Raw genomic sequence first — 18169 nt, forward strand, 5'->3', positions numbered from 1 at the left:
TGCCTGCTTTGCGTGGTCGTTCGTGTTTAGCCTTCGTCCAGCGTCCGCGCCGCTTCAGCGGCCATGTCGGCGAACTCGCGCAGGAAGACCGAGCCCTTGACGGTACGCTGCACCAGGATCGAACGGCGGTCCGCCTCGTCGGGCTTGCGGCGCAGGAACTCCAGGCCCTCGAGCCGGTCGAGGGCGCGGGTCACCGCCGGCTTGGACATGTTGAGCCGGGCGGCCAGACCACGCACGGTGTGCGGCGGCGGCGCCTGATAAACATGCAGCATGAGAGCGAACTGGCGCGCCGTCAGGTCCGGCAGCGCCCGGTTCAATCCGGCGACCATCACGCTGTGCCAGAGGGCCAGCGCCTGGGCAGGCTTCAGGTTCAGGCTCACGGGCCGGCGTTTCCGGCAACCGGCCTGATTGTCAGCCTGCTCTTTTGCAGCGGAGCGTCGAACACGGCGGGCGCCCTATCTCGTTACAGATGCGGAACGAATTCTGCCCAAGGCCCGGTCCGGGCGCAAGGTCTGTCCCGACTTTGCCCCAGCCACGCTGAGACATGGGAGTTTGCGGGAAGCCGCCTGACCGCCTGGGGCCGGAACCGCCGAACGGTCAGCGTTTCGCCGCGGGCGGGCGTCGGGTGAGCTCGGCGATGACCGCATAGGCCGCACGCAGGCCCATGGCTTCGCCGCCTTCGGGCCGGCCCGGCTTGCCCGCCGGGTTCCACGCCATGATGTCGAAGTGCGCCCAACGCGTCGCCGGGCTGACGAACTGCTCCAGGAACAGCGCCGCCACGATGGCGCCGCCATAGGGGCTGCCGGCGATGTTGTTGAGGTCGGCGGTCTTGCTCTCCAGACCTTGGCGGTAGGGCTGGTGGAGCGGCAGGCGCCACATCGGGTCGTTCTCCGCCGCACTGTGGCGCAGCAGGCTGCCGGCCAGTTTGTCGTCGTTGCAGAAAAGCGCCGGCAGGTCGGGGCCCAGCGCAACCCGCGCCGCGCCGGTCAGCGTGGCGAAGTCGAGCAACAGGTCCGGCTTCTCGCTGTCGGCCTCGGCAAGGGCATCACAGAGGATGAGCCGCCCCTCGGCGTCGGTGTTGCCCACCTCGACGGTCAGCCCTTTGCGGGTCTGCAGGATGTCCATCGGACGAAAGGCATTGCCGGAGACCGCGTTCTCCACCGCCGGGACCAGCACCCGCAGGCGCAGCGGCAGCTTCTGGGCCATGATGAGCGCGGCCAGGCCGAGCGCGTGGGCGGCCCCGCCCATGTCCTTCTTCATCAGTTTCATGCCGGAGGCGGGCTTCAGGTCGAGGCCGCCGGAATCGAAGCAGACCCCCTTGCCCACCAGGGTCACCCGCGGCCCCCGTGTGCCCCAGCGCAGATCGATCAGCCGCGGCTCGTCGGCGGCGGCGCGGCCGACGGCATGCACTGCCGGATAGTTCTTGCGCAGCAGCGCATCGCCGACAATCACGCTGCACTTGGCGCGGTGACGTCTGGCCAGCGCCTTGGCGGCATCCGCCAGCGCCGCCGGGCCCAGGTCGTTGGCCGGCGTGTTCACCAGGTCGCGCACCAGGAAGGTCGCTTCGGCGGTGTGGGCGGCAAGGTCCTGATCGGCCCCCTTGGGCCAGACCAGGCTGGCGTAGTCGCGTCCGTTTTCCTTATAGCGGGTGAACGCATAGGTGCCGAGCTGCCAGCCGAGCGCCGCCTTGGTGGCAGCCGCCGGGCGCAGCGTCTGGGTCAGGCGATAGCGGCCGGGCGGCAGCGTCGAAGGCAGGGCGGAAAACGACCACATCGGCTCCTTGGCGTCGATGATGGCGAGGGCCTCGTCCAGCGCGCCATCCGCACCGGGCAAAGGGCAAACGGCACCGGGCGCCGCCTTGAACCCGCTTGCCGCGATCCAGCGGCGGCGCTCGGCACTTTGCTGCTGCAACCAGTCATCGAAGGTCTCGCGGGAAAGCACGGTCAGGGGTTTGGCGGAGGGGTCGTCGGAAACCAGAAAGGATGTCGTTGCCAAGGCTGCGGGCTCCGAATGCGCGGGAGAAAGAGGCGAGAAAAGCCATGCCGCAGGGCGGGCCGGCGACGAACGGCTTGCGTGGCGCGCGCATCTTTGCGCTAAATCGCGGCCCTGTCGAGCCGAACAAAGGCCAGACCCACAAAAGTCAGGCCGAAGAATGGCCGAGCCGGAGAACCCACCCCGATGCCCCGCTACACGCTCATTCTCGGCAACAAGAGCTACTCCTCCTGGTCCCTGCGCGGCTGGCTGATCGCCAAGCTGGCCGGCATCGCCTTCGAGGAGGAGGTCATCTTTCTGCGCAAGCCCGATACCCGGTCGAGGATCCTGGCCCACAGCCCGGCCGGCCAGGTCCCGGCGCTGATCGAGGACGGCGAAGCGATCTGGGACAGCCTGGCCATCGGCGAACATCTGGCCGAGCGCTATCCCGACAGAGGGCTCTGGCCGGCCGACCCGCGCGCGCGCAGCCGGGCGCGCTCGGTGGTGGCGGAGATGCACTCCGGCTTTCGCGCCCTGCGCATGGCCCTGCCCATGGATCTGCGCCGCCGCTATCCCGACCATCCCTTGAGCCCGGAGGTCGCGGAGGACATCGCCCGCATCGAGGCGATCTGGCGCGACTGCCGCGCGCGCCATGGCCTGGACGGCGCTTTCCTGTTCGGCGCCCCGACCATCGCCGATGCCTTCTACGCACCGGTCGTCACCCGGTTCCGCAGTTTCGAGGTGACGCTGGCCGCGGACAGCGAGGCCTACTGCACGACAATCATGGACTGGTCGCCGATGCGCCAGTGGCTGGCGGAAGCGGCCGAGGAAAGCGAAACCATCGCGTTTTTCTGAGGATTTCCGCCGGGGCGGCCCGGCCTACTGCCCTGCCTACTGCCCTGCCTCATCCAGGGCCCCGACTTCTCGGTAGTAGCGCTCAGCCCCGGGGTGCAGGGGTACGCCCAGTCCCTCCGTGGCCTTCTCGATAACGATCTGGCTGCCCTTGGGGTGGCCCTTTTCGAGCAGCTGGCGCGTGCTGGGGTGCCACAGGGCGCGGGTGATCTGATAGACCGTCTCCTCCGGCACGCCTTCCGCGACCAGCCACTGCGCCCCGACCGAAACCGTGTGGGTTTCGCCGATCCCCGGATAAACTCCGGTGGGCAGCATGTGGTCGGCGAAGAAGGGAGAGTCCTTCAGCAGGGCCTCTACCGCCGGACCCTCGATGGGCACCAGTTCGATAAGCGCTTCCTCCGCCAGTTCCTGCACGGCTGCCGCGGGGGTGCCGGCGGTGAAGAAGAAGCCGTCGATCTCCGCTTCGCGCAGGGCATCGGCCGCCGCGCCGGAGCCAAGCGGCACGTCCTCCACATCGCTTTCGCTCAGGCCGAAGGCTTTCAGGATCAACAGGGCGTTGACCCTTGTGCCGGAGCCCTTGCGGTCCAGCGAGATGCGCTTGCCGCGCAGGTCCCCCACGCTCTTGATCGCGGAATCGAAGCGCACGACCAGGTGAATGGTTTCTGGATAGAGATTGGCGATCGCCCGCAGGCCCGAAACGGCGCCTTCCTCCTGGAAGAGCTCCTCCCCGTTGAAAGCCCAGTAGGCAACGTCCGACTGGCTGAAGCCCGATTCGACGGTCCCGTCACGGATCTGGCGGACATTGTCCACCGACCCGCGGGTCGACTGCGCCACGGCCACCAGGCCCGGCGCGCCGCAACTGCCGCCGCGGTCACAGTCCCGGCTGCCGGGCGGCGAGGAGATCGCGCTGGCAATGATGCCGCCGACCGGAAAGTAGGTGCCGGCGGTCGACCCCGTCCCGATCCGGAAGAACGTGATGTCCTGCGCGGCGGCGGCTGCAAAGCCCGCCAGGAGCAGGAGGGCCGAGAGCAGGGGCATCAACAGACCCTGGCGACGCGCCCTGCCGGCGCTTGTTGTGAACCTGGAGCGGCGATGCATTGGCGCCTCTTTGCGGGAGCCGGCCGGGCGGCCGACTGTGAGCACCGCCACAGCATATCAAGCCGGCCGGACGGGCGCCAGGGTGGCGCCCGTCCGGCCCGGCCTTCAAATCCTCACCGCTCAGCTTCGGGCGCGCCGCGCCTTCACGTGCTTGTAGGCCACCGGCAGCAGCGAGAGCAGCGACAGCCCCACCAGCCCGGCAATGACCTCAGGCGTCAGCACCGAGCCGACGGAGAAACCGCCGCCCTGATCGAAGACCGACCCGAGACCAGCGCCGGCCAGGACGAAAACCACGGTGCCCGGAATGATCCCGAACAGGGTGCCCAGCACGTAGGTGCGCAAAGGCACGCCCAGGAAGGCCGGCACCAGGTTGACGATGAAGAAGGGAAACAGCGGGATCAGACGCAGCACCAGAAGATAGCTGAGAGCGTTCTCCTGAAAACCCGCCTCCATGCGTTTCAGGAACGGCCCGGCGCGGTCGCGCAGAGCGGAGCCGAGCGCCGAGCGCGCGATCAGAAAGACCGCGGTTGCGCCCAGGGTCGCGGCGAGAACGACATAGACGGCACCTGTTGCGACACCGAAAAGGAAGCCCCCGGCAATGGTCAGCACCACGCCGCCCGGCAGCGAGAGGGCCGTCGCCAGGGCGTAGAGCGAGACGAAAGCCAGGCCGGCAAGGACGGCGTTGTCCGCCACAAAGCCGTTCAGAAGGGCGCGGTGCTGGCGCAAGGCGTCGATGGAAAGATGCTCGTGCAGACCCAGCGAGAAGGCCGTTGCAACGGCCGCCGCCAGAACGGCCAGCGGCAGAAAGCGCTTCACGCGGGACGGTTTCTTGGCGGGATGAGTGTTGGTGTCCACTGTGGTGGCCTCCGTTGCGGTTCGCGGCACGGGGCCAGAGGTCGATACATGGTTGCTCATGACACACTCCAGGCTTGCCGCCCCACGCCGCTCGTGCGGGCGGTGGTTGATGAATTCAAACGATTGCTGCCTTGCGGCCGCCGGGCGGCCTTTCGTCTGCGCCTTAGGTCTGGGCCCTAACTCGGGCCCCCTGACTCTGGGTCCCTGACTCTGGGTCCTAGAAGCGCAGCAGGAACCGGACGATCTTCTTCGTACGCTCGCTGAACAAGCTCGCGGTGTAGTAGCTCCCCGCGACCCGCTTGTTGACCTCGCCCAGGGTCGGATAGGGCGCGATCATGTTGGCCATGGCGCCGATCTTCAGGCCCTGGCTGATGGCCAGCACCCAGGGCTGGAGCAGCTCGCCGGCGTGGAGCCCGGCGATCGAGGCGCCGAGGATCTTGCCCCGCGCACCCACCACCACTTTGATCAGCCCCTCGGTCGCCTGCTCCGCCTGGGCGCGGTCGTTCTCGGCGAAGGACCATTTGAGCGCCCGCACCTTGTCCCCGTACTGTTCGCGCGCCTGGGCTTCGGTCAGGCCCACGTGGGCGACCTCCGGGTCGGTGAAGGTGACCCAGGGCACCGCCTTGTAGTCGACCTTGGCGGGCAGCTTGAAGAGGGCGTTGCGGATGACGATGCCTGCGTGATAGCCGGCCATATGGGTGAACTGATAGCCGCCGGCCACATCGCCGATGGCGAAGATCTTCTTGTTGGTCGTCCGCAGGCGCTCGTCGACCTCGATGCCCTTGGGGGAATAGGCGACACCGGCGACTTCCAGATTCAGGCCAGCCACATTGGCCTTGCGCCCGGCGGCGACCAAAAGGTGGGAGCCCACGAGCTGCTTCGTTTCGCCGTTTTCCTCGATGGTCACGGCGACGCCGTTGCCCTGCTGCACCACCTCCTTAATGGCGATGCCTTCGTGAATCTCAATGCCGTCCTCGACCAGACGCTTGCGCGCGAAGGCAGTGACGTCGGGGTCGTCTTTGCCAAGCACCGTGAACATCTCCAGCAGCGAAACCCTGGCCCCCAGGCGACGCTGCGCCTGGGCCAGCTCGGCCCCGATCGGGCCGCCGCCGATAACGATCAGGTGGTCGGGACGCTCGGCCAGATCGAAGACGGTTTCGTTGGTCAGGAAGGGCACCTGATCCAGGCCCGGGATCGGCGGCACGGCGGCCGAGGAGCCGGTGGCAATGACGAAGCGCTTGGCCTTGATGCGGGTGTCGCCGGCCATCACCTCGCCCGGACCGGTGAAGCTGCCGGCCGACTGGATCACGGTGACGCCGAGCTCCTCGAACCGTTCCACCGAGTCGTGCGGCGCGATGGCGGCGATGACGCTGCGGACGTGATCGCGCACGGCGAGGAAGTCGACCTCCGGCTCGTGGCCGTTGACCCCGAACCTGCCGGCGTGGCGCACCGTGTCGGCCGCGTGGCCGGCGGCGATCAGGGACTTGGAGGGCACGCAGCCGTAGTTCAGGCAGTCGCCGCCCATCTTTCCCTTTTCGAGCAGAACCACATTGGCACCCATCTGGGAGGCGCCGGCGGCCACCGAAAGGCCGCCGGAGCCGGCCCCGATTACGCAGATATCCGCTTGGATGGTCTTGGCCATCGTGCTGTTCCTTGTCCGAGCCTTGTGTCTTTCTGAGACGGGGCCGTTAGCCTTCGACGACGATCTTGTAGTTCGGCGTCGGGTTCAGCGGGCAGCTGTAGATGTACTCGCCCGCCTCGAGGGTGACTTCGTAGTCCTTGGTCGTGCCCTGGCTGAGGCCACCGCCGGAGACCGAAGTCTTGTTCAGTTTGTGCAGCGGATTGCGCCAGTCATAGTCATGCTCGCGCACCCAGAAGCCGAGATCGTAGGGCACGTTCTTGTTTGTGACCCGGAAGACGTACTTGCCGGGCTTCAGCGTCAGCACCTTGGCGCTGGCCAGACGGTCGGCGCCGCTTTCGGCGTTGATCGCCTCGCAGTCGGCCTTCTGGGTGGAGGTGTAGCCGTGGTCGCCGCCGTCTTCGACTTCGACGAACTGGCAGGCGGTCTGGGTCAGCTCGATCACCTGCGCCTCCTCGGCCGAGGCAGAAGAGATACCAAAGACCAGGGCCCCGGCAGCGAGGGAAGCCGTGCTCAGAAAGGCCTTCTTCATAACGCTTTCTCCTTGTCGCTGTAGCGGGGTCGCATGCCGTCTCGGTGGTCCCCCGACCTGGGTCCGGGTGCCCGCCACGCTCCCCCTGCAGGCGCCCCTTCTGCAGCTCAGATAGTAAGGCAGAATTCCGCCAAAAGGCCTCTCACAGGGATGTGACCCTTCGTTACGAGCGCCGAACCGCCGGATAAACCCTCTCTAAACCCCATTGGGAGCCAACAACGGAGCGCAATCAAGCGATGATCATACGCCGGGCCGCGTTACAGGACCGTTTGCATGCTTCCAGCCGGCTTTCACGGCAGCAAACCGCGCCGCAACCCGCGGGCGGATCCGGTGCGCAGGGAATCGCGTGCCACTGGGTTTCGCCGCCCATCCGGGCATGTTCCAAGCGCGGAAAAGGCGCAAATCTGCAGGGCTTTGGGGGGGCTGGCCGGGATCTGACGTCGGTCACAGGGGCGGTTTCGTCTAAACATGATCCGCTCTAGCCGTCCGGAAGGCGGGATGACACAATTCCTGCTCCGTTAACCGATCCGGAAGCCCCCGCAGCCCTCATGACCGAACAGCAGATCATGATCTTCGCCATCATGCTGGGGCTCTTCGTTCTGTTGGTCTGGGGCCGCTGGCGCTACGACGTGGTGGCCTTCGGCTGCCTGATGGTGAGCGTGGTGGCGGGCCTGGTGCCGGCCGGCCAGGCCTTCAGCGGCTTCGGCCATCCCGCGACCATCACCGTGGCCGCCGTGCTCATCCTCAGCCGGGTCCTCTCCGGTTCCGGCGCCATCGACCTGCTGACCCGGCTGATCAGGCCGGCGGCACACTCGGCCAGCAGTCATGTCGGTGCCCTTGCGGGCCTCGGCGCCGTGCTCTCGACGGTGATGAACAATGTCGGCGCCCTCGGCATCCTGCTACCCATGGCGCTGCAGTCCGCCCGCAAGGCGGCGCGCTCACCGGCGAAGCTGCTGATGCCCCTGTCCTTCGGATCGATTCTCGGCGGACTGATCACACTGATCGGAACGCCCCCCAACATCATCGTCGCCACCTTTCGCGGCGAGCTGACCGGCGAGCCGTTCAAGATGTTCGACTATGCGCCGGTCGGGCTGGCCATCGCCCTTGCCGGGCTGGTCTTCATCACCCTGATCGGCTGGCGGCTGGTCCCGGACCGCGGCACGAGCCGCGCGGCAAACGGCGACCTCTTCGACATCGAGAACTACATCACCGAGGTGCGGGTGCCCGAGAACAACCCCCACATCGGCAAGACCCTGCATGAAGTCGACGAGCTGACCCAGGATATCGACGCGGTCATCATGGACCAGATCCGCAACGACCGGGTCCACCCCGCCACGGGACGCAAGGAACTGCAGGCCGGCGACGTGCTGAAGATCGAAGCGGCTCCCGAAGAGATCGACAAGTTCGTCAGCAAGCTGGGGCTGGAGATCGGCGTCGAGACGGGCAAGACCAAACCGCCGGAAGACGCGACCCTGATGGAGGCGGTGGTGACGCCGGGCTCGCGCCTGGAGGGGCGACTGGTCGGTTCGCTGCGCCTCTTCGCACGGCGCGGCATCACCATCCTCGCCGTCTCCCGCCAGGGTCAGCCCTACCGCGGACGGCTGCGTTCCTTTCGCATCCGCCCGGGCGACGTACTGCTGCTGCACGGAGAGACGGAGCATCTGGCCGATCTCGTCCCGGCGCTCGGCTGCCTGCCGCTCGCCGAGCGGGAAATCCATTTCGGCAAACGCAAACAGGGGCCAGCCGTTATCGCCATCTTCGCCGCCGCCATCGCCGCCGCCAGCCTGGGTCTGGTGCCGATTCAGATTGCCTTCGGCATTGCCGTCGCGCTTCTGGTGGTCAGCGGCATGCTGGCGGTGCGCGAACTCTACGACGGCATCGACTGGCCGGTGATCGTGCTGCTGGGCTCGCTGATCCCCGTCGGCGGCGCGCTGCAGTCGACCGGGGCAACCACGCTGATCGCCGACAGCCTTCTGATGATCACCGCCGGCCTCTCGGCCAGCATCGTTCTGGTGATCCTGATGGTGGTCACAATGACCCTCTCGGACATTCTGAACAATGCGGCCACCGCGGTGGTGATGGCACCGATTGCAGCGACCATTGCTGAGCGCCTGGGCGTCAGCGCCGACCCCTTTCTGATGGCCATCGCCGTGGCCGCCTCCTGCGCCTTTCTTACGCCCATCGGGCATCAGAACAACGCCCTGATCCTGGGGCCCGGCGGCTACCGCTTCGGCGACTACTGGCGCATGGGCCTGCCGCTGGAGGTGCTGGTGATCGTGGTGGCGGTGCCGGTGATCCTGATGGTCTGGCCGCTTTAGGCCGAGTGCTTCCGGGGCTTGCCGGCGCCGCCCGGCCAGGTCAGTACGCGGTTTGCCGGAAAGCGCACCGTGATCTCCGTCCCCTCGCCGACGGTGCTGGTCACCACCATCTGGCCGCCGTGCATCTCCGCCAGGGACTTGGTGATCGGCAGACCAAGGCCGGTGCCGTCGTGGCTGCGGGTGTGAACGCTCTCGACCTGACCGAAGGGCTGGAGGACGAGATCGATCTCCTCCTCGGCCATACCGATCCCGCTGTCGCGCACCACCAGTGCGAAGGTACCGCCTTGTTCCAGGACCGCCTCGGCAGAGACCGAACCGCCGACCGGCGTGAACTTGATGGCATTGGACAGCAGGTTGAGCAGGATTTGGCGGATCGACCGCTTGTCGGCGACGAGCTGAGGCAGGTCTTTCGGCAGGGTTGCCTGCAGTTTGAGCCCGCCATTCGCCGCCGTTTCCTTGACGATGGTGAGGCAGGACTCCACGACCGCGGCGATGTCGATGGGCTCCTCGTGCAGTTCCATGCGCCCGGCCTCGATCTTCGAGAGGTCGAGGATGTCGCTGATGATGGAGAGCAGATGGCTGGCCGAGCGCCGAATGTCTTCGGCGTACTCGCGGTAGTGCTCGTTGCCGATCGGGCCGAAAAGCCCCTGCTCCATGATTTCGGAGAAACCGATGATGGCGTTCAGAGGGGTGCGCAGCTCATGGCTCATGTTCGCCAGGAAGGTCGACTTCGCGCGGTTGGCCCGCTCGGCGTCGTCACGGGCGAGGCGGAGCTGTTTCTCCTTCTCCTTCATCTCCGTGATGTCGACATGAATGCCGCCGACGCCGATGGCTGCACCGGAGGAGTCGAGCACCGGAAAGCGCGTGATCATGACGAAGACCTTGCCGCCGTCGCCGCGGGTCACTTCCGTTTCCACCTCCATCGGCACGCCGGTCTTCAGAACCATCCAGTCCTGGGCACGGAAAACCTCCGCCTCGTCGTGACGGAAGTAGTCGAAGGGTGATTCGCCGAGCAACTGGGTGGCGCCCAATCCGTAGACGTCGCGGAACTGCTGATTGACCAGCATGTACTGACCGTCCTGGTTCTTCAGGCTGAGGCCCGCGGGCAGATGATCGATCACCGCGCGCAGGCGGTCGCGAATCTCCTGCTCCGCCCGCTCGATGGTCTTGGTCTCCGTGATGTCGGTGGCCGTCATGAAAATGCCGCCGTTGGTTGTGCGTTCCTCGCGAACCCGCAACCACTTGCCGTCGGAGCGTTCGACCTCGAACTCCTCGCGCGGGTTTCTGTGCCGCTCCATCCGCTCGGCCACCCAGTCCTCCTCCCGGCCGAAAGCGGCGGGGATAAGGCCGTGCCGGATCTGAATGCGGATGAGTTCCTCAAAGGTCATGCCGGGCCCGATGGTCTCGGTGGCGGCGGTGTGAAACGCAAGGTAGCTTTCGTTGAACAGCAGCAGCCGGTCTTCCGCATCGAAGAGTGCGACGGCTGCAGTGAACGATTCGACCGCCTGCAGCAGAAGGTCCTGCGCCTCGAAGGCCATGCGGCGCGCCTGATACTCCTCCGTCAGGTTGCGGCCGGTGCCCCGGTAGCCGAGGAAGTTGGCGTTGTCGTCAAACAGCGGAACGCCGCTGATCGACCAGTACTGGCGTGAGCCGTCGGCCATGGCATAGACGTAACGGAAGTCGCGAAACGGGCGGTGGGCCCGCAGGTCCGCAAGGTGCGCGTTCCACTTCTCTTCGTCGGTGTCGCCCGATCCAAGCTGCAGCCGGGACTTTCCGATCACTTCGTCGGGGTCGACGCCCGTGGTCTCCTTCAGCCGCTCGGAGACATAGCAGAGCCGGAGGTCCGCATCCATTTCCCAGAACCAGTCCGAAGCCGCGGCGGCAAAGCCGCGCAGACGCTCCTCGCTGTCGCGCAGCGCGGAAAGAGCCCGGGCATGATCGTCCTCGAGGCGTTCCACCTCCTCGACGCGTTGCCTGAGCCGCGCCAGCTCCTCGGCCAACTCAGCCTTCGTGGGCAAGGACCCCAACCTTTCCATGGGATTACGGACAGATTTCAGTTTCCTCTGATAACCATTAAGAGACGTTGAAGATGCCCGGAAAACCGGGCCGAAGCCTCGCCGAGAGCCCTCCTTCAACACCTAAACGCACCCGTCACGAAAGTGACCTGCAAGCGACATCCTGCGGCAAAGTCCGGAGGCTATCGAATTCGTTAACCATAATCGCGCGCTGAGGCAGGGCCGGCCGGGGCAGCCACGGGACGCCGCGCCTCCGCGTTAACGAAACGAAAAGATCCCCAAAACCCGATCGCTAAGGAGAAGATCATGACGCCGACGCGCTTTCCCCGCTCGACCTCCCTCTACTCGCGACGCAAGGTGTTGCGCGGCGGCGCCGCCGGTGCCGGGCTCTTCGGTACAGGGCTTCTCGGCGCCGGCCTGCTGGGCTTTCCTGCCATCGCCCAGTCAAACCGCCCGGTCTTCACCCACGGCGTTCAGTCCGGCGACGTGACCACCGACAGCGGCATCATCTGGGCCCGGACCGACCGGCCTGCGCGGCTGCTGGTTGAGGTCGCCACCAGCGATTCCTTCAGCAACGCCCAGCGCCTGCGCGGGCCGGCGGCCATCGACGGCAACGACTTCACCACCAAGATGGATCTCACCGGCCTGCCCGCCGGCCAGGACATCTTCTACCGCCTGCAGTGGCAGGACCTGGCCGACGTCAACCTGCTGAGCGAACCGATGGTCGGCCGCTTCCGCACCGGCCCCGCCGGCAAGCGCGACATCACCTTCGTCTGGACCGGCGATACCTGCGGCCAGGGCTGGGGTATCAACCTGGATTGGGGCGGCATGCGCTGCTACGAGACCATGCGCAACACCCGGCCGGACTTCTTCATCCACTCCGGCGATACCATCTACGCCGACAATCCTCTGGAAACGGAGAAGATGCAGCCCGACGGCACCGTCTGGAAGAACGTGATGATCGAGGAGAAGGCCAAGGTCGCCGAGACGCTGGCCGAGTTCCGCGGCAACTACAAGTACAACCTCATGGACGAGAACGTGAAGCGCTTCAATGCCGAGGTGCCGATGCTCGCCCAGTGGGACGACCACGAGGTGGTGAACAACTGGTATCCGGGCGAAATGCTGATCTCCGACGACCGCTACACCGTCAAAAGCGCCGACCTGCTGGCGGCCCGCGCCAACAAGGCCTTCCTCGAATACATGCCGATCCGCCAGCACCCCAGCGACCGGGAGCGCATCTATCGCAAGATCCCCTACGGACCGCTGCTGGACGTCTTCTTCATCGACCTGCGCAGCTACCGCGGCCCCAACAGCTCCAACAACCAGCCGGTGCGCAGCCGCGACACCGACTTCCTGGGCCCGCAGCAGCTCACCTGGCTGAAGCAGCAGCTCCTGGCGTCCAAGGCCACCTGGAAGGTGATTGCCAGCGACATGCCCATCGGCATCGTCGTCGCCGACGGCGAGAGCGCTTTCGAGAACGGCGCCAACGGCAGCGGGCCGGTGCTGGGCCGCGAGCACGACATCGCCGACCTCTTGAGCTTCATCAAGCACAACGACATCAAGCAGACGGTCTTCTTCACCGCCGACGTCCACTACACCGCGGCGCACTACTACGACCCCAGCAAGGCGCAGTTCCGCGACTTCAATCCCTTCTGGGAGTTCGTCTCCGGCCCCGTGCACGCCGGCTCCTTCGGGCCGGGCCGGATGGACGACACCTTCGGCCCGCAGGTGGTGTATTCCAAGGACCCGGCCGGCGAGCGCAATCTGCCGCCGAGCTCCGAGCTTCAGTTCTTCGGCCATGTGCGCATCGACGGCGAGACCGAGGCCATGACCGTGACCCTGAAGGACCTGAACGACAAGGACCTCTACACGGTCACCCTGGAGCCGGCCAGCGCCTAACCTTTCGTTCGCAGACCTGAGGCAGGGGCGTCCCGCAGAGCCGCAGGACGCCCCTCTTGTCGCCAAACCGGTCTAAGTCTGGCCGCGCAGGGGCCGCACCGTGTTGGGCAGGTTCGCCACCACCACCTCGGCCAGGGCCTCGATCATCTGCACCTGGGGGAAGCTGCGGCGGTACCACAGCGCCACCGGCCGGGTCGCCGTCGCCAGCTTCAGCGGCCGGGCGACGACGCCCATGTCGGTCGTCCCCATGGTCGTGAATTGGGCGCCCTTTACCGCCAAGGCCGGCACCAGGGTGCAGCCGAAGCCGGCGGCCACCATGTTCAAGAGCGTTTCCAGGCTGGAGGCGCGCAGGTCGCCGAAGGGACTGGTCCCCTTCTTGTCCCTGCGTGCCGTCGCCCCGGACGGCGCTGTCCGGCTGTCGCAGACCTGCAGCACCTGGTCGCGCAGGCAGTGCCCGTCGGTGAGCAGCAACAGGTCCACATCGGCCAGGTCGGCCTCGGTGATTTCCTCCAGTGCCGCCAGGGGGTGGTCACGCGGATGGGCGACCCAGAAGGGCTCTTCGAAGAGCGGCAGGCTGGCGAGGTCCGGGGCCTCCGGCGTCGTTGCCAGCAATGCGGCGTCGATCTCGTGCTTGGCGAGGCGCTCCAGCAGCCGCTCGGTCACCTCTTCCGAGAGCACCGGCGTGAGGCGCGGGTGGGCCTCCGCCAGGCGCCGAAGCACCAGGGGCATGAGATAGGGCGAGACGGTGGGGATCACGCCGAGCCGCAGGCGTCCGCTCATGGGATCGCGCTGGGCGCGGGCGATGCCCTCGATCAGGTCGGTCTGTTCCAGCGCCAGGCGTGCGTGCTTGGCAATGGCCTCGCCCACCGCCGTGGTCACCACCGAGCGGTTGGTGCGCTCGAAGAGGGTGACCCCCAGGCTGTCCTCCAGTTTGCGGATCTGACCGCTGAGGGTCGGCTGGCTGACGTTGCAGCGCTCCGCGGCGCGGCCGAAGTGGCGCTCCTCCACCACCGCCAGGATGTACCGCAGATCCCTCAGGTTCATCGCTCAGAGCCTCCGACGTATCGCCGTTCACTAATAATAGTCTACGCCAATTGTATCTATTGAAACAATCGATTTCACTTATCGACAATTTCCGGCCACCTTTGAGGCGTCGCCGCAGCCGGGTGCGACCCGGGTAGCCGGTGAGACTGCAGGGCGAGACTGCAGGGCGAGACTGCAGGCAGGACCCGGCAGGGCGCAGAGCACCGTTTTCAGGAGGACAGAGATGGCCGACGACAGCAGCAAAACCATCCCCACCATGGCGACCCCCACAATGACGACAACGGCAGGCGCGCCGATTTCCGACAACCAGAATTCCATCACCGCCGGCGCGCGCGGGCCGGTTCTGCTGCAGGACTATCAGCTCATCGAGAAGCTGGCGCACCAGAACCGCGAGCGCATTCCCGAGCGGGTGGTCCACGCCAAGGGCTGGGGGGCCTTCGGCACCTTCACCGTCACCCACGACATCACCCGGTACACCCGCGCCAAGATCTTCTCCGAGGTCGGCAAGAAGACCGAACTGATCGCCCGCTTCTCCACCGTCGCCGGCGAACTTGGTGCCGCCGATGCCGAGCGCGACGTGCGCGGCTTCTCGGTGAAGTTCTACACCGAGGAAGGCAACTGGGATCTCGTCGGCAACAACACGCCGATCTTCTTCATCCGAGATCCGCTGAAGTTTCCGGACTTCATCCGCACCCAGAAGCGCCACCCCAAGACCAACCTGCGCTCGGCCACCGCGATGTGGGACTTCTGGTCCCAGTCGCCGGAATCGCTGCATCAGATCACCATCCTGATGTCCGACCGCGGCATTCCGACCAGCCCGCGCTTCATGAACGGCTACGGCTCCCACACCTTCTCGTTCATCAATGCAGACAACGAGCGGTTCTGGGTGAAGTTCCACTTCAAGACCCGCCAGGGCCACAAGCACCTGACCAACGAAGAAGCCGCCGCGGTGATCGGCCAGAGCCGCGAGAGCTATCAGGAGGATCTCTTCGGTTCGATCCTGAAGAGTGCGTTCCCGCGGTGGGACCTCAAGGTGCAGATCATGCCGGAGGCCGACGCCGAGAAGACGCCCTACAACCCCTTCGACCTGACCAAGGTCTGGCCCCACGCCGACTACCCGCTGATCGACGTCGGCGTCATGGAGCTGAACCGCAACCCGGACAACTATTTCGCGGAGATCGAGCAGGTCGCCTTCTCGCCCTCCAACATCGTGCCGGGCATCGGTTTCTCGCCGGACAAGATGCTGCAGGGGCGGATCTTCTCTTATGCCGACGCGCACCGCTACCGCCTGGGTACCCACTACGAGGCGCTGCCGGTAAACGCGCCCAAGTGCCCGGTGCACCACTATCACAAGGACGGCGCCATGCGGTTCTTCCGCAACGACACCGGCAATCCGGACGTCTACTACGAACCGAACTCCTTCAACGGCCCGGCCCAGAACCCGGACTACGCCGAGCCGCCGCTGAAGATCTCCGGCGAAGCAGACCGCTACAACCACCGTGAAGGCAACGACGACTACACCCAGGCGGGCAACCTCTTCCGCCTCTTCGACGAAGGCCAGAAGCAGCGGCTCTTCGAGAGCATCGCCGGCGCCATGGCCGGGGTGCCGGACTTCATCGTCCAGCGCCAGCTTGCCCACTTCCACGCCGCCGACCCGGACTACGGTGCCGGCGTCGCCAAGGCGCTGGGCGTGACCTATCCGGCGGCCGCCGCCGAGTAGGCCGCCTTCGACAAGCCTCCGCCGGTCCGCCCGGACCCCGCACCCCCTCTTCGGCTTCGGGCGGACCGGTTAACCTGAAGCCGGAGACGGACCATCCCCTTTTCCTCCGATGGGATGCCCGTCTCCGGCCCCTTTCTTTCCCTCAGCTCAGGGGCAGGCTCAGCACGTCCCTCCGGCGAGCCAACCGACGACTTAATTCTACTTTAGGTCTTCCCATGTGATCGTGCCCGACACGGTGTGAGGGAGGCCAGCGGCGTGAGAGGCTCCGACGACAGGACAAGGGTTGATACCCTGCTAGCAGAGTTCGCGGCAGCGAAGCGGCTTCCCGAAACCGAACGGAGCCGGAGTTGCGGTCGGGTCGCAGAGCAACTGGCGGCGTTGCCCTCGAAAGACTATCTCCGAGACAAGCTGATCGCGCTGCTCGACACCGAGCCAGTCATGGCCTTCAGACATCGCGACCTGGTCTATGGCGCGGTCTGGCCGGACAGCTGGCGCTCAATTGTCCACGATGCTGTAGCAAAGGCCTTCGCCACACCTGAAGACCACTTTGCCTACCTCTGCAAACTGGCCAAAGCACACGGCGACAGCGACCACCGCGGTGAAGCCCTGCAGATTCTCTCCCGTCGCTTTGCCGGCTCTCCGAAAACCTTCTCCGTTCTTAAGGAAGTCATCGACGGCTATCGCAGATCGCCTTGGATCCAAGCTCAGTTGCGCTATGCCGAATCAGGCATCATTGAGCACTTCGCCCAACTGCCCGAAGCGCTGCCCTATCTGATCGACTCGGCGCGGGACGACAACGCCGGTTGGCCACTGAACGCTGCGGCCATGAAGGCGCTGGCAGAGCACCACAGGGACAATCGGCAGATACGTCCTCTGCTGGAGGCGTCCGCGCGGCAACCGCGCCGTGCACAGGACGACCAAGCCCCAGGCAGTGCGCTCGAACTGCTGGTCAAACACTATCCCTTGGACCAGCGTCTCTGCGATCTGCTGGCGGAGGTGGTCGAAATCCGTGAACATCTCACGGAGCAGCAGCTGATCCTGACCAGCCTCGCCAAGGCGCGGTATCCGAAGCGCATCGAGGTCCTGCATAAGCAGGCCGACCATGCAGCCCATCCTGGGGCGCGGGCGCTGGCCGTTGAGTTGCTGGCGGAATGCTTTGCGGACAAGACCGATGTTGCGGAGCCCATCGAGGAAGACCCCACCCTTACGGGGGTGCTGAAAGACCCATTCCCGGACCAGCGAGCCAAGCTCGCATTTCTGATGGAACTGGCCTGCGAAGACGACAGAGTTGATCATCGTGTCAGGGCGGCTGCGTTCGCCGGCCTGGCCAAGCACTTTGCCTCGGACGACGGAGTGCAGCGGTTCTTCCGGGACAACGGCCTCGTGGACCCGCAAAGCGCGCTGCGCCAGGCCGTCGATGGAATGGTCGGCAGGTACTTCACTTTCGGCGAAGGGATCATGGAGGTTCTGACGGATCGCCTGATAAACGATCCGGAAGCGGCCGTGAGACGAGAGGCGGCCAAGCTGCTCGCCGCTTTGTCGGAACCCGACAACGGCAGGAAGCCGCAGTTGATGCGCACGATGATGTTTCTGCACCTGAGTGCCGAAACGCCGCATCTCGCCAATGCCTTTGGTCAAGGTGACCTCGAGGAGCGGATTCGGATGATTGTCGGCTACGGTCCGCTCCACAAGGATGCAAAACCGAATTTCGTCGGCCCGGACGAAGCCCTTTTTCTTCAAGGATCCGAGAGAACCCTGCTGGGGCGTTGGCCACGCGCCCTTTGTACCAAACAGCAGTTCAGAACCGAGAGAGTCCTTCAGTCCTACGTCTGCGCGACGGGCTATATCCGCTTCTGGTTCACTGAGGAGTACAGCGAGGAGGAACGGCAGGAAGTGCGCAAAGCGATCGAGCGAGGGGATCCCTTCGAAGTCAGACCGCCGCAGGTACTCAACATGGCCCGTCACACCGCCTGGGTCGGATACTGGCTCGCCGGCCGCGGCCTCGAACGGCAGCAACTGGAGCATGGTATTCGCGTCATCGCGGAGGCGATCTTTACCCGCAAAGACACCATCGACACAGCGATGGACTTTATCCTGCGCGGCGCCCGGCACTACCGCGATTGGATCAAGCGACAGTCGCTTGAGGATCTGCCTAACTGTCAGTCGTGACCGCACAGCGCCGGTGCGTCCTGCGGCCATCGGCGCTGAGACCCGCTGCCTCAACGA

Annotated in this window: 13 protein-coding genes; 5 read left to right on the forward strand and 8 right to left on the reverse strand. The window is 65.8% G+C overall.

Annotated elements, in window-relative coordinates:
- Window positions 1–26: 26 nt before the first annotated feature.
- On the reverse strand, window positions 27–380 hold the full coding sequence (locus Q0982_RS10060; RefSeq protein ID WP_299394889.1) for a MarR family transcriptional regulator: 354 nt from the start codon (window positions 378–380) through the stop codon (window positions 27–29).
- A gap of 217 nt (window positions 381–597) precedes the next feature.
- Window positions 598–1995, reverse strand: coding sequence for a M17 family metallopeptidase (locus Q0982_RS10065; RefSeq protein ID WP_299394892.1), 1398 nt, complete (start codon window positions 1993–1995; stop codon window positions 598–600).
- Between the two features lie 183 nt (window positions 1996–2178).
- On the opposite strand from Q0982_RS10065, the gene Q0982_RS10070 reads away from it, so the two are divergent.
- Complete coding sequence (locus Q0982_RS10070) at window positions 2179–2826, forward strand: glutathione S-transferase family protein (RefSeq protein ID WP_299394895.1); 648 nt, start codon at window positions 2179–2181, stop codon at window positions 2824–2826.
- A gap of 36 nt (window positions 2827–2862) precedes the next feature.
- Here the strand turns inward: Q0982_RS10070 and Q0982_RS10075 are convergent, their stop codons facing one another.
- From Q0982_RS10075 to Q0982_RS10090, 4 genes are all read right to left on the reverse strand, one after another.
- Complete coding sequence (locus tag Q0982_RS10075) at window positions 2863–3861, reverse strand: TAXI family TRAP transporter solute-binding subunit (RefSeq protein ID WP_299394898.1); 999 nt, start codon at window positions 3859–3861, stop codon at window positions 2863–2865.
- 180 nt (window positions 3862–4041) lie between these two features.
- Complete coding sequence (locus tag Q0982_RS10080) at window positions 4042–4836, reverse strand: TVP38/TMEM64 family protein (protein ID WP_299394900.1); 795 nt, start codon at window positions 4834–4836, stop codon at window positions 4042–4044.
- 157 nt (window positions 4837–4993) lie between these two features.
- Entirely contained in the window at window positions 4994–6418 is a 1425-nt protein-coding gene (locus Q0982_RS10085) for an NAD(P)/FAD-dependent oxidoreductase (protein ID WP_299394903.1), read from the reverse strand.
- A gap of 46 nt (window positions 6419–6464) precedes the next feature.
- On the reverse strand, window positions 6465–6947 hold the full coding sequence (locus Q0982_RS10090; RefSeq protein WP_299394906.1) for a hypothetical protein: 483 nt from the start codon (window positions 6945–6947) through the stop codon (window positions 6465–6467).
- A 548-nt stretch (window positions 6948–7495) separates the two neighbouring features.
- Between Q0982_RS10090 and Q0982_RS10095 the strand changes: the two genes are divergently transcribed.
- Window positions 7496–9265 (forward strand): SLC13 family permease, encoded by a 1770-nt coding sequence (locus Q0982_RS10095; RefSeq protein ID WP_299394908.1) that lies wholly within the window; start codon window positions 7496–7498, stop codon window positions 9263–9265.
- On the opposite strand, the gene Q0982_RS10100 is transcribed toward Q0982_RS10095, so the two are convergent.
- Complete coding sequence (locus tag Q0982_RS10100; RefSeq protein WP_299394910.1) at window positions 9262–11283, reverse strand: PAS domain S-box protein; 2022 nt, start codon at window positions 11281–11283, stop codon at window positions 9262–9264. The two genes, Q0982_RS10095 and Q0982_RS10100, sit on opposite strands and share 4 nt — an antisense overlap.
- Window positions 11284–11586: 303 nt before the next feature.
- Here Q0982_RS10100 and Q0982_RS10105 point away from each other — a divergent pair, with 303 nt between their 5' ends.
- Window positions 11587–13179 (forward strand): alkaline phosphatase, encoded by a 1593-nt coding sequence (locus Q0982_RS10105; RefSeq protein ID WP_299394913.1) that lies wholly within the window; start codon window positions 11587–11589, stop codon window positions 13177–13179.
- A 72-nt stretch (window positions 13180–13251) separates the two neighbouring features.
- Here the strand turns inward: Q0982_RS10105 and Q0982_RS10110 are convergent, their stop codons facing one another.
- Entirely contained in the window at window positions 13252–14223 is a 972-nt protein-coding gene (locus Q0982_RS10110) for a LysR substrate-binding domain-containing protein (protein ID WP_299394916.1), read from the reverse strand.
- Window positions 14224–14479: 256 nt separating this feature from the next.
- On the opposite strand from Q0982_RS10110, the gene Q0982_RS10115 reads away from it, so the two are divergent.
- Both Q0982_RS10115 and Q0982_RS10120 read left to right on the forward strand, forming a co-directional pair.
- Window positions 14480–15943 (forward strand): catalase, encoded by a 1464-nt coding sequence (locus tag Q0982_RS10115; protein ID WP_299394989.1) that lies wholly within the window; start codon window positions 14480–14482, stop codon window positions 15941–15943.
- A 255-nt stretch (window positions 15944–16198) separates the two neighbouring features.
- A complete protein-coding gene (locus tag Q0982_RS10120) occupies window positions 16199–18112 on the forward strand; it encodes a hypothetical protein (protein ID WP_299394918.1) in 1914 nt (637 codons plus the stop codon).
- Window positions 18113–18169: the final 57 nt, after the last annotated feature.

The sequence above is a fragment of the Pelagibius sp. genome (assembly GCF_028281305.1).
Taxonomy (GTDB): domain Bacteria; phylum Pseudomonadota; class Alphaproteobacteria; order Kiloniellales; family Kiloniellaceae; genus Pelagibius.

Bases quoted from the DNA above. Each gene is read 5' to 3' on its own strand.
- Q0982_RS10085 (WP_299394903.1), bottom strand. From the start codon at position 6,418: ATGGCCAAGACCATCCAAGCGGATATCTGCGTAATCGGGGCCGGCTCC.
- Q0982_RS10090 (WP_299394906.1), bottom strand. From the start codon at position 6,947: ATGAAGAAGGCCTTTCTGAGCACGGCTTCCCTCGCTGCCGGGGCCCTG.
- Q0982_RS10105 (WP_299394913.1), top strand. From the start codon at position 11,587: ATGACGCCGACGCGCTTTCCCCGCTCGACCTCCCTCTACTCGCGACGC.
- Q0982_RS10110 (WP_299394916.1), bottom strand. From the start codon at position 14,223: ATGAACCTGAGGGATCTGCGGTACATCCTGGCGGTGGTGGAGGAGCGC.
- Q0982_RS10080 (WP_299394900.1), bottom strand. From the start codon at position 4,836: ATGAGCAACCATGTATCGACCTCTGGCCCCGTGCCGCGAACCGCAACG.
- Q0982_RS10070 (WP_299394895.1), top strand. From the start codon at position 2,179: ATGCCCCGCTACACGCTCATTCTCGGCAACAAGAGCTACTCCTCCTGG.
- Q0982_RS10115 (WP_299394989.1), top strand. From the start codon at position 14,480: ATGGCGACCCCCACAATGACGACAACGGCAGGCGCGCCGATTTCCGAC.
- Q0982_RS10095 (WP_299394908.1), top strand. From the start codon at position 7,496: ATGACCGAACAGCAGATCATGATCTTCGCCATCATGCTGGGGCTCTTC.
- Q0982_RS10075 (WP_299394898.1), bottom strand. From the start codon at position 3,861: ATGCCCCTGCTCTCGGCCCTCCTGCTCCTGGCGGGCTTTGCAGCCGCC.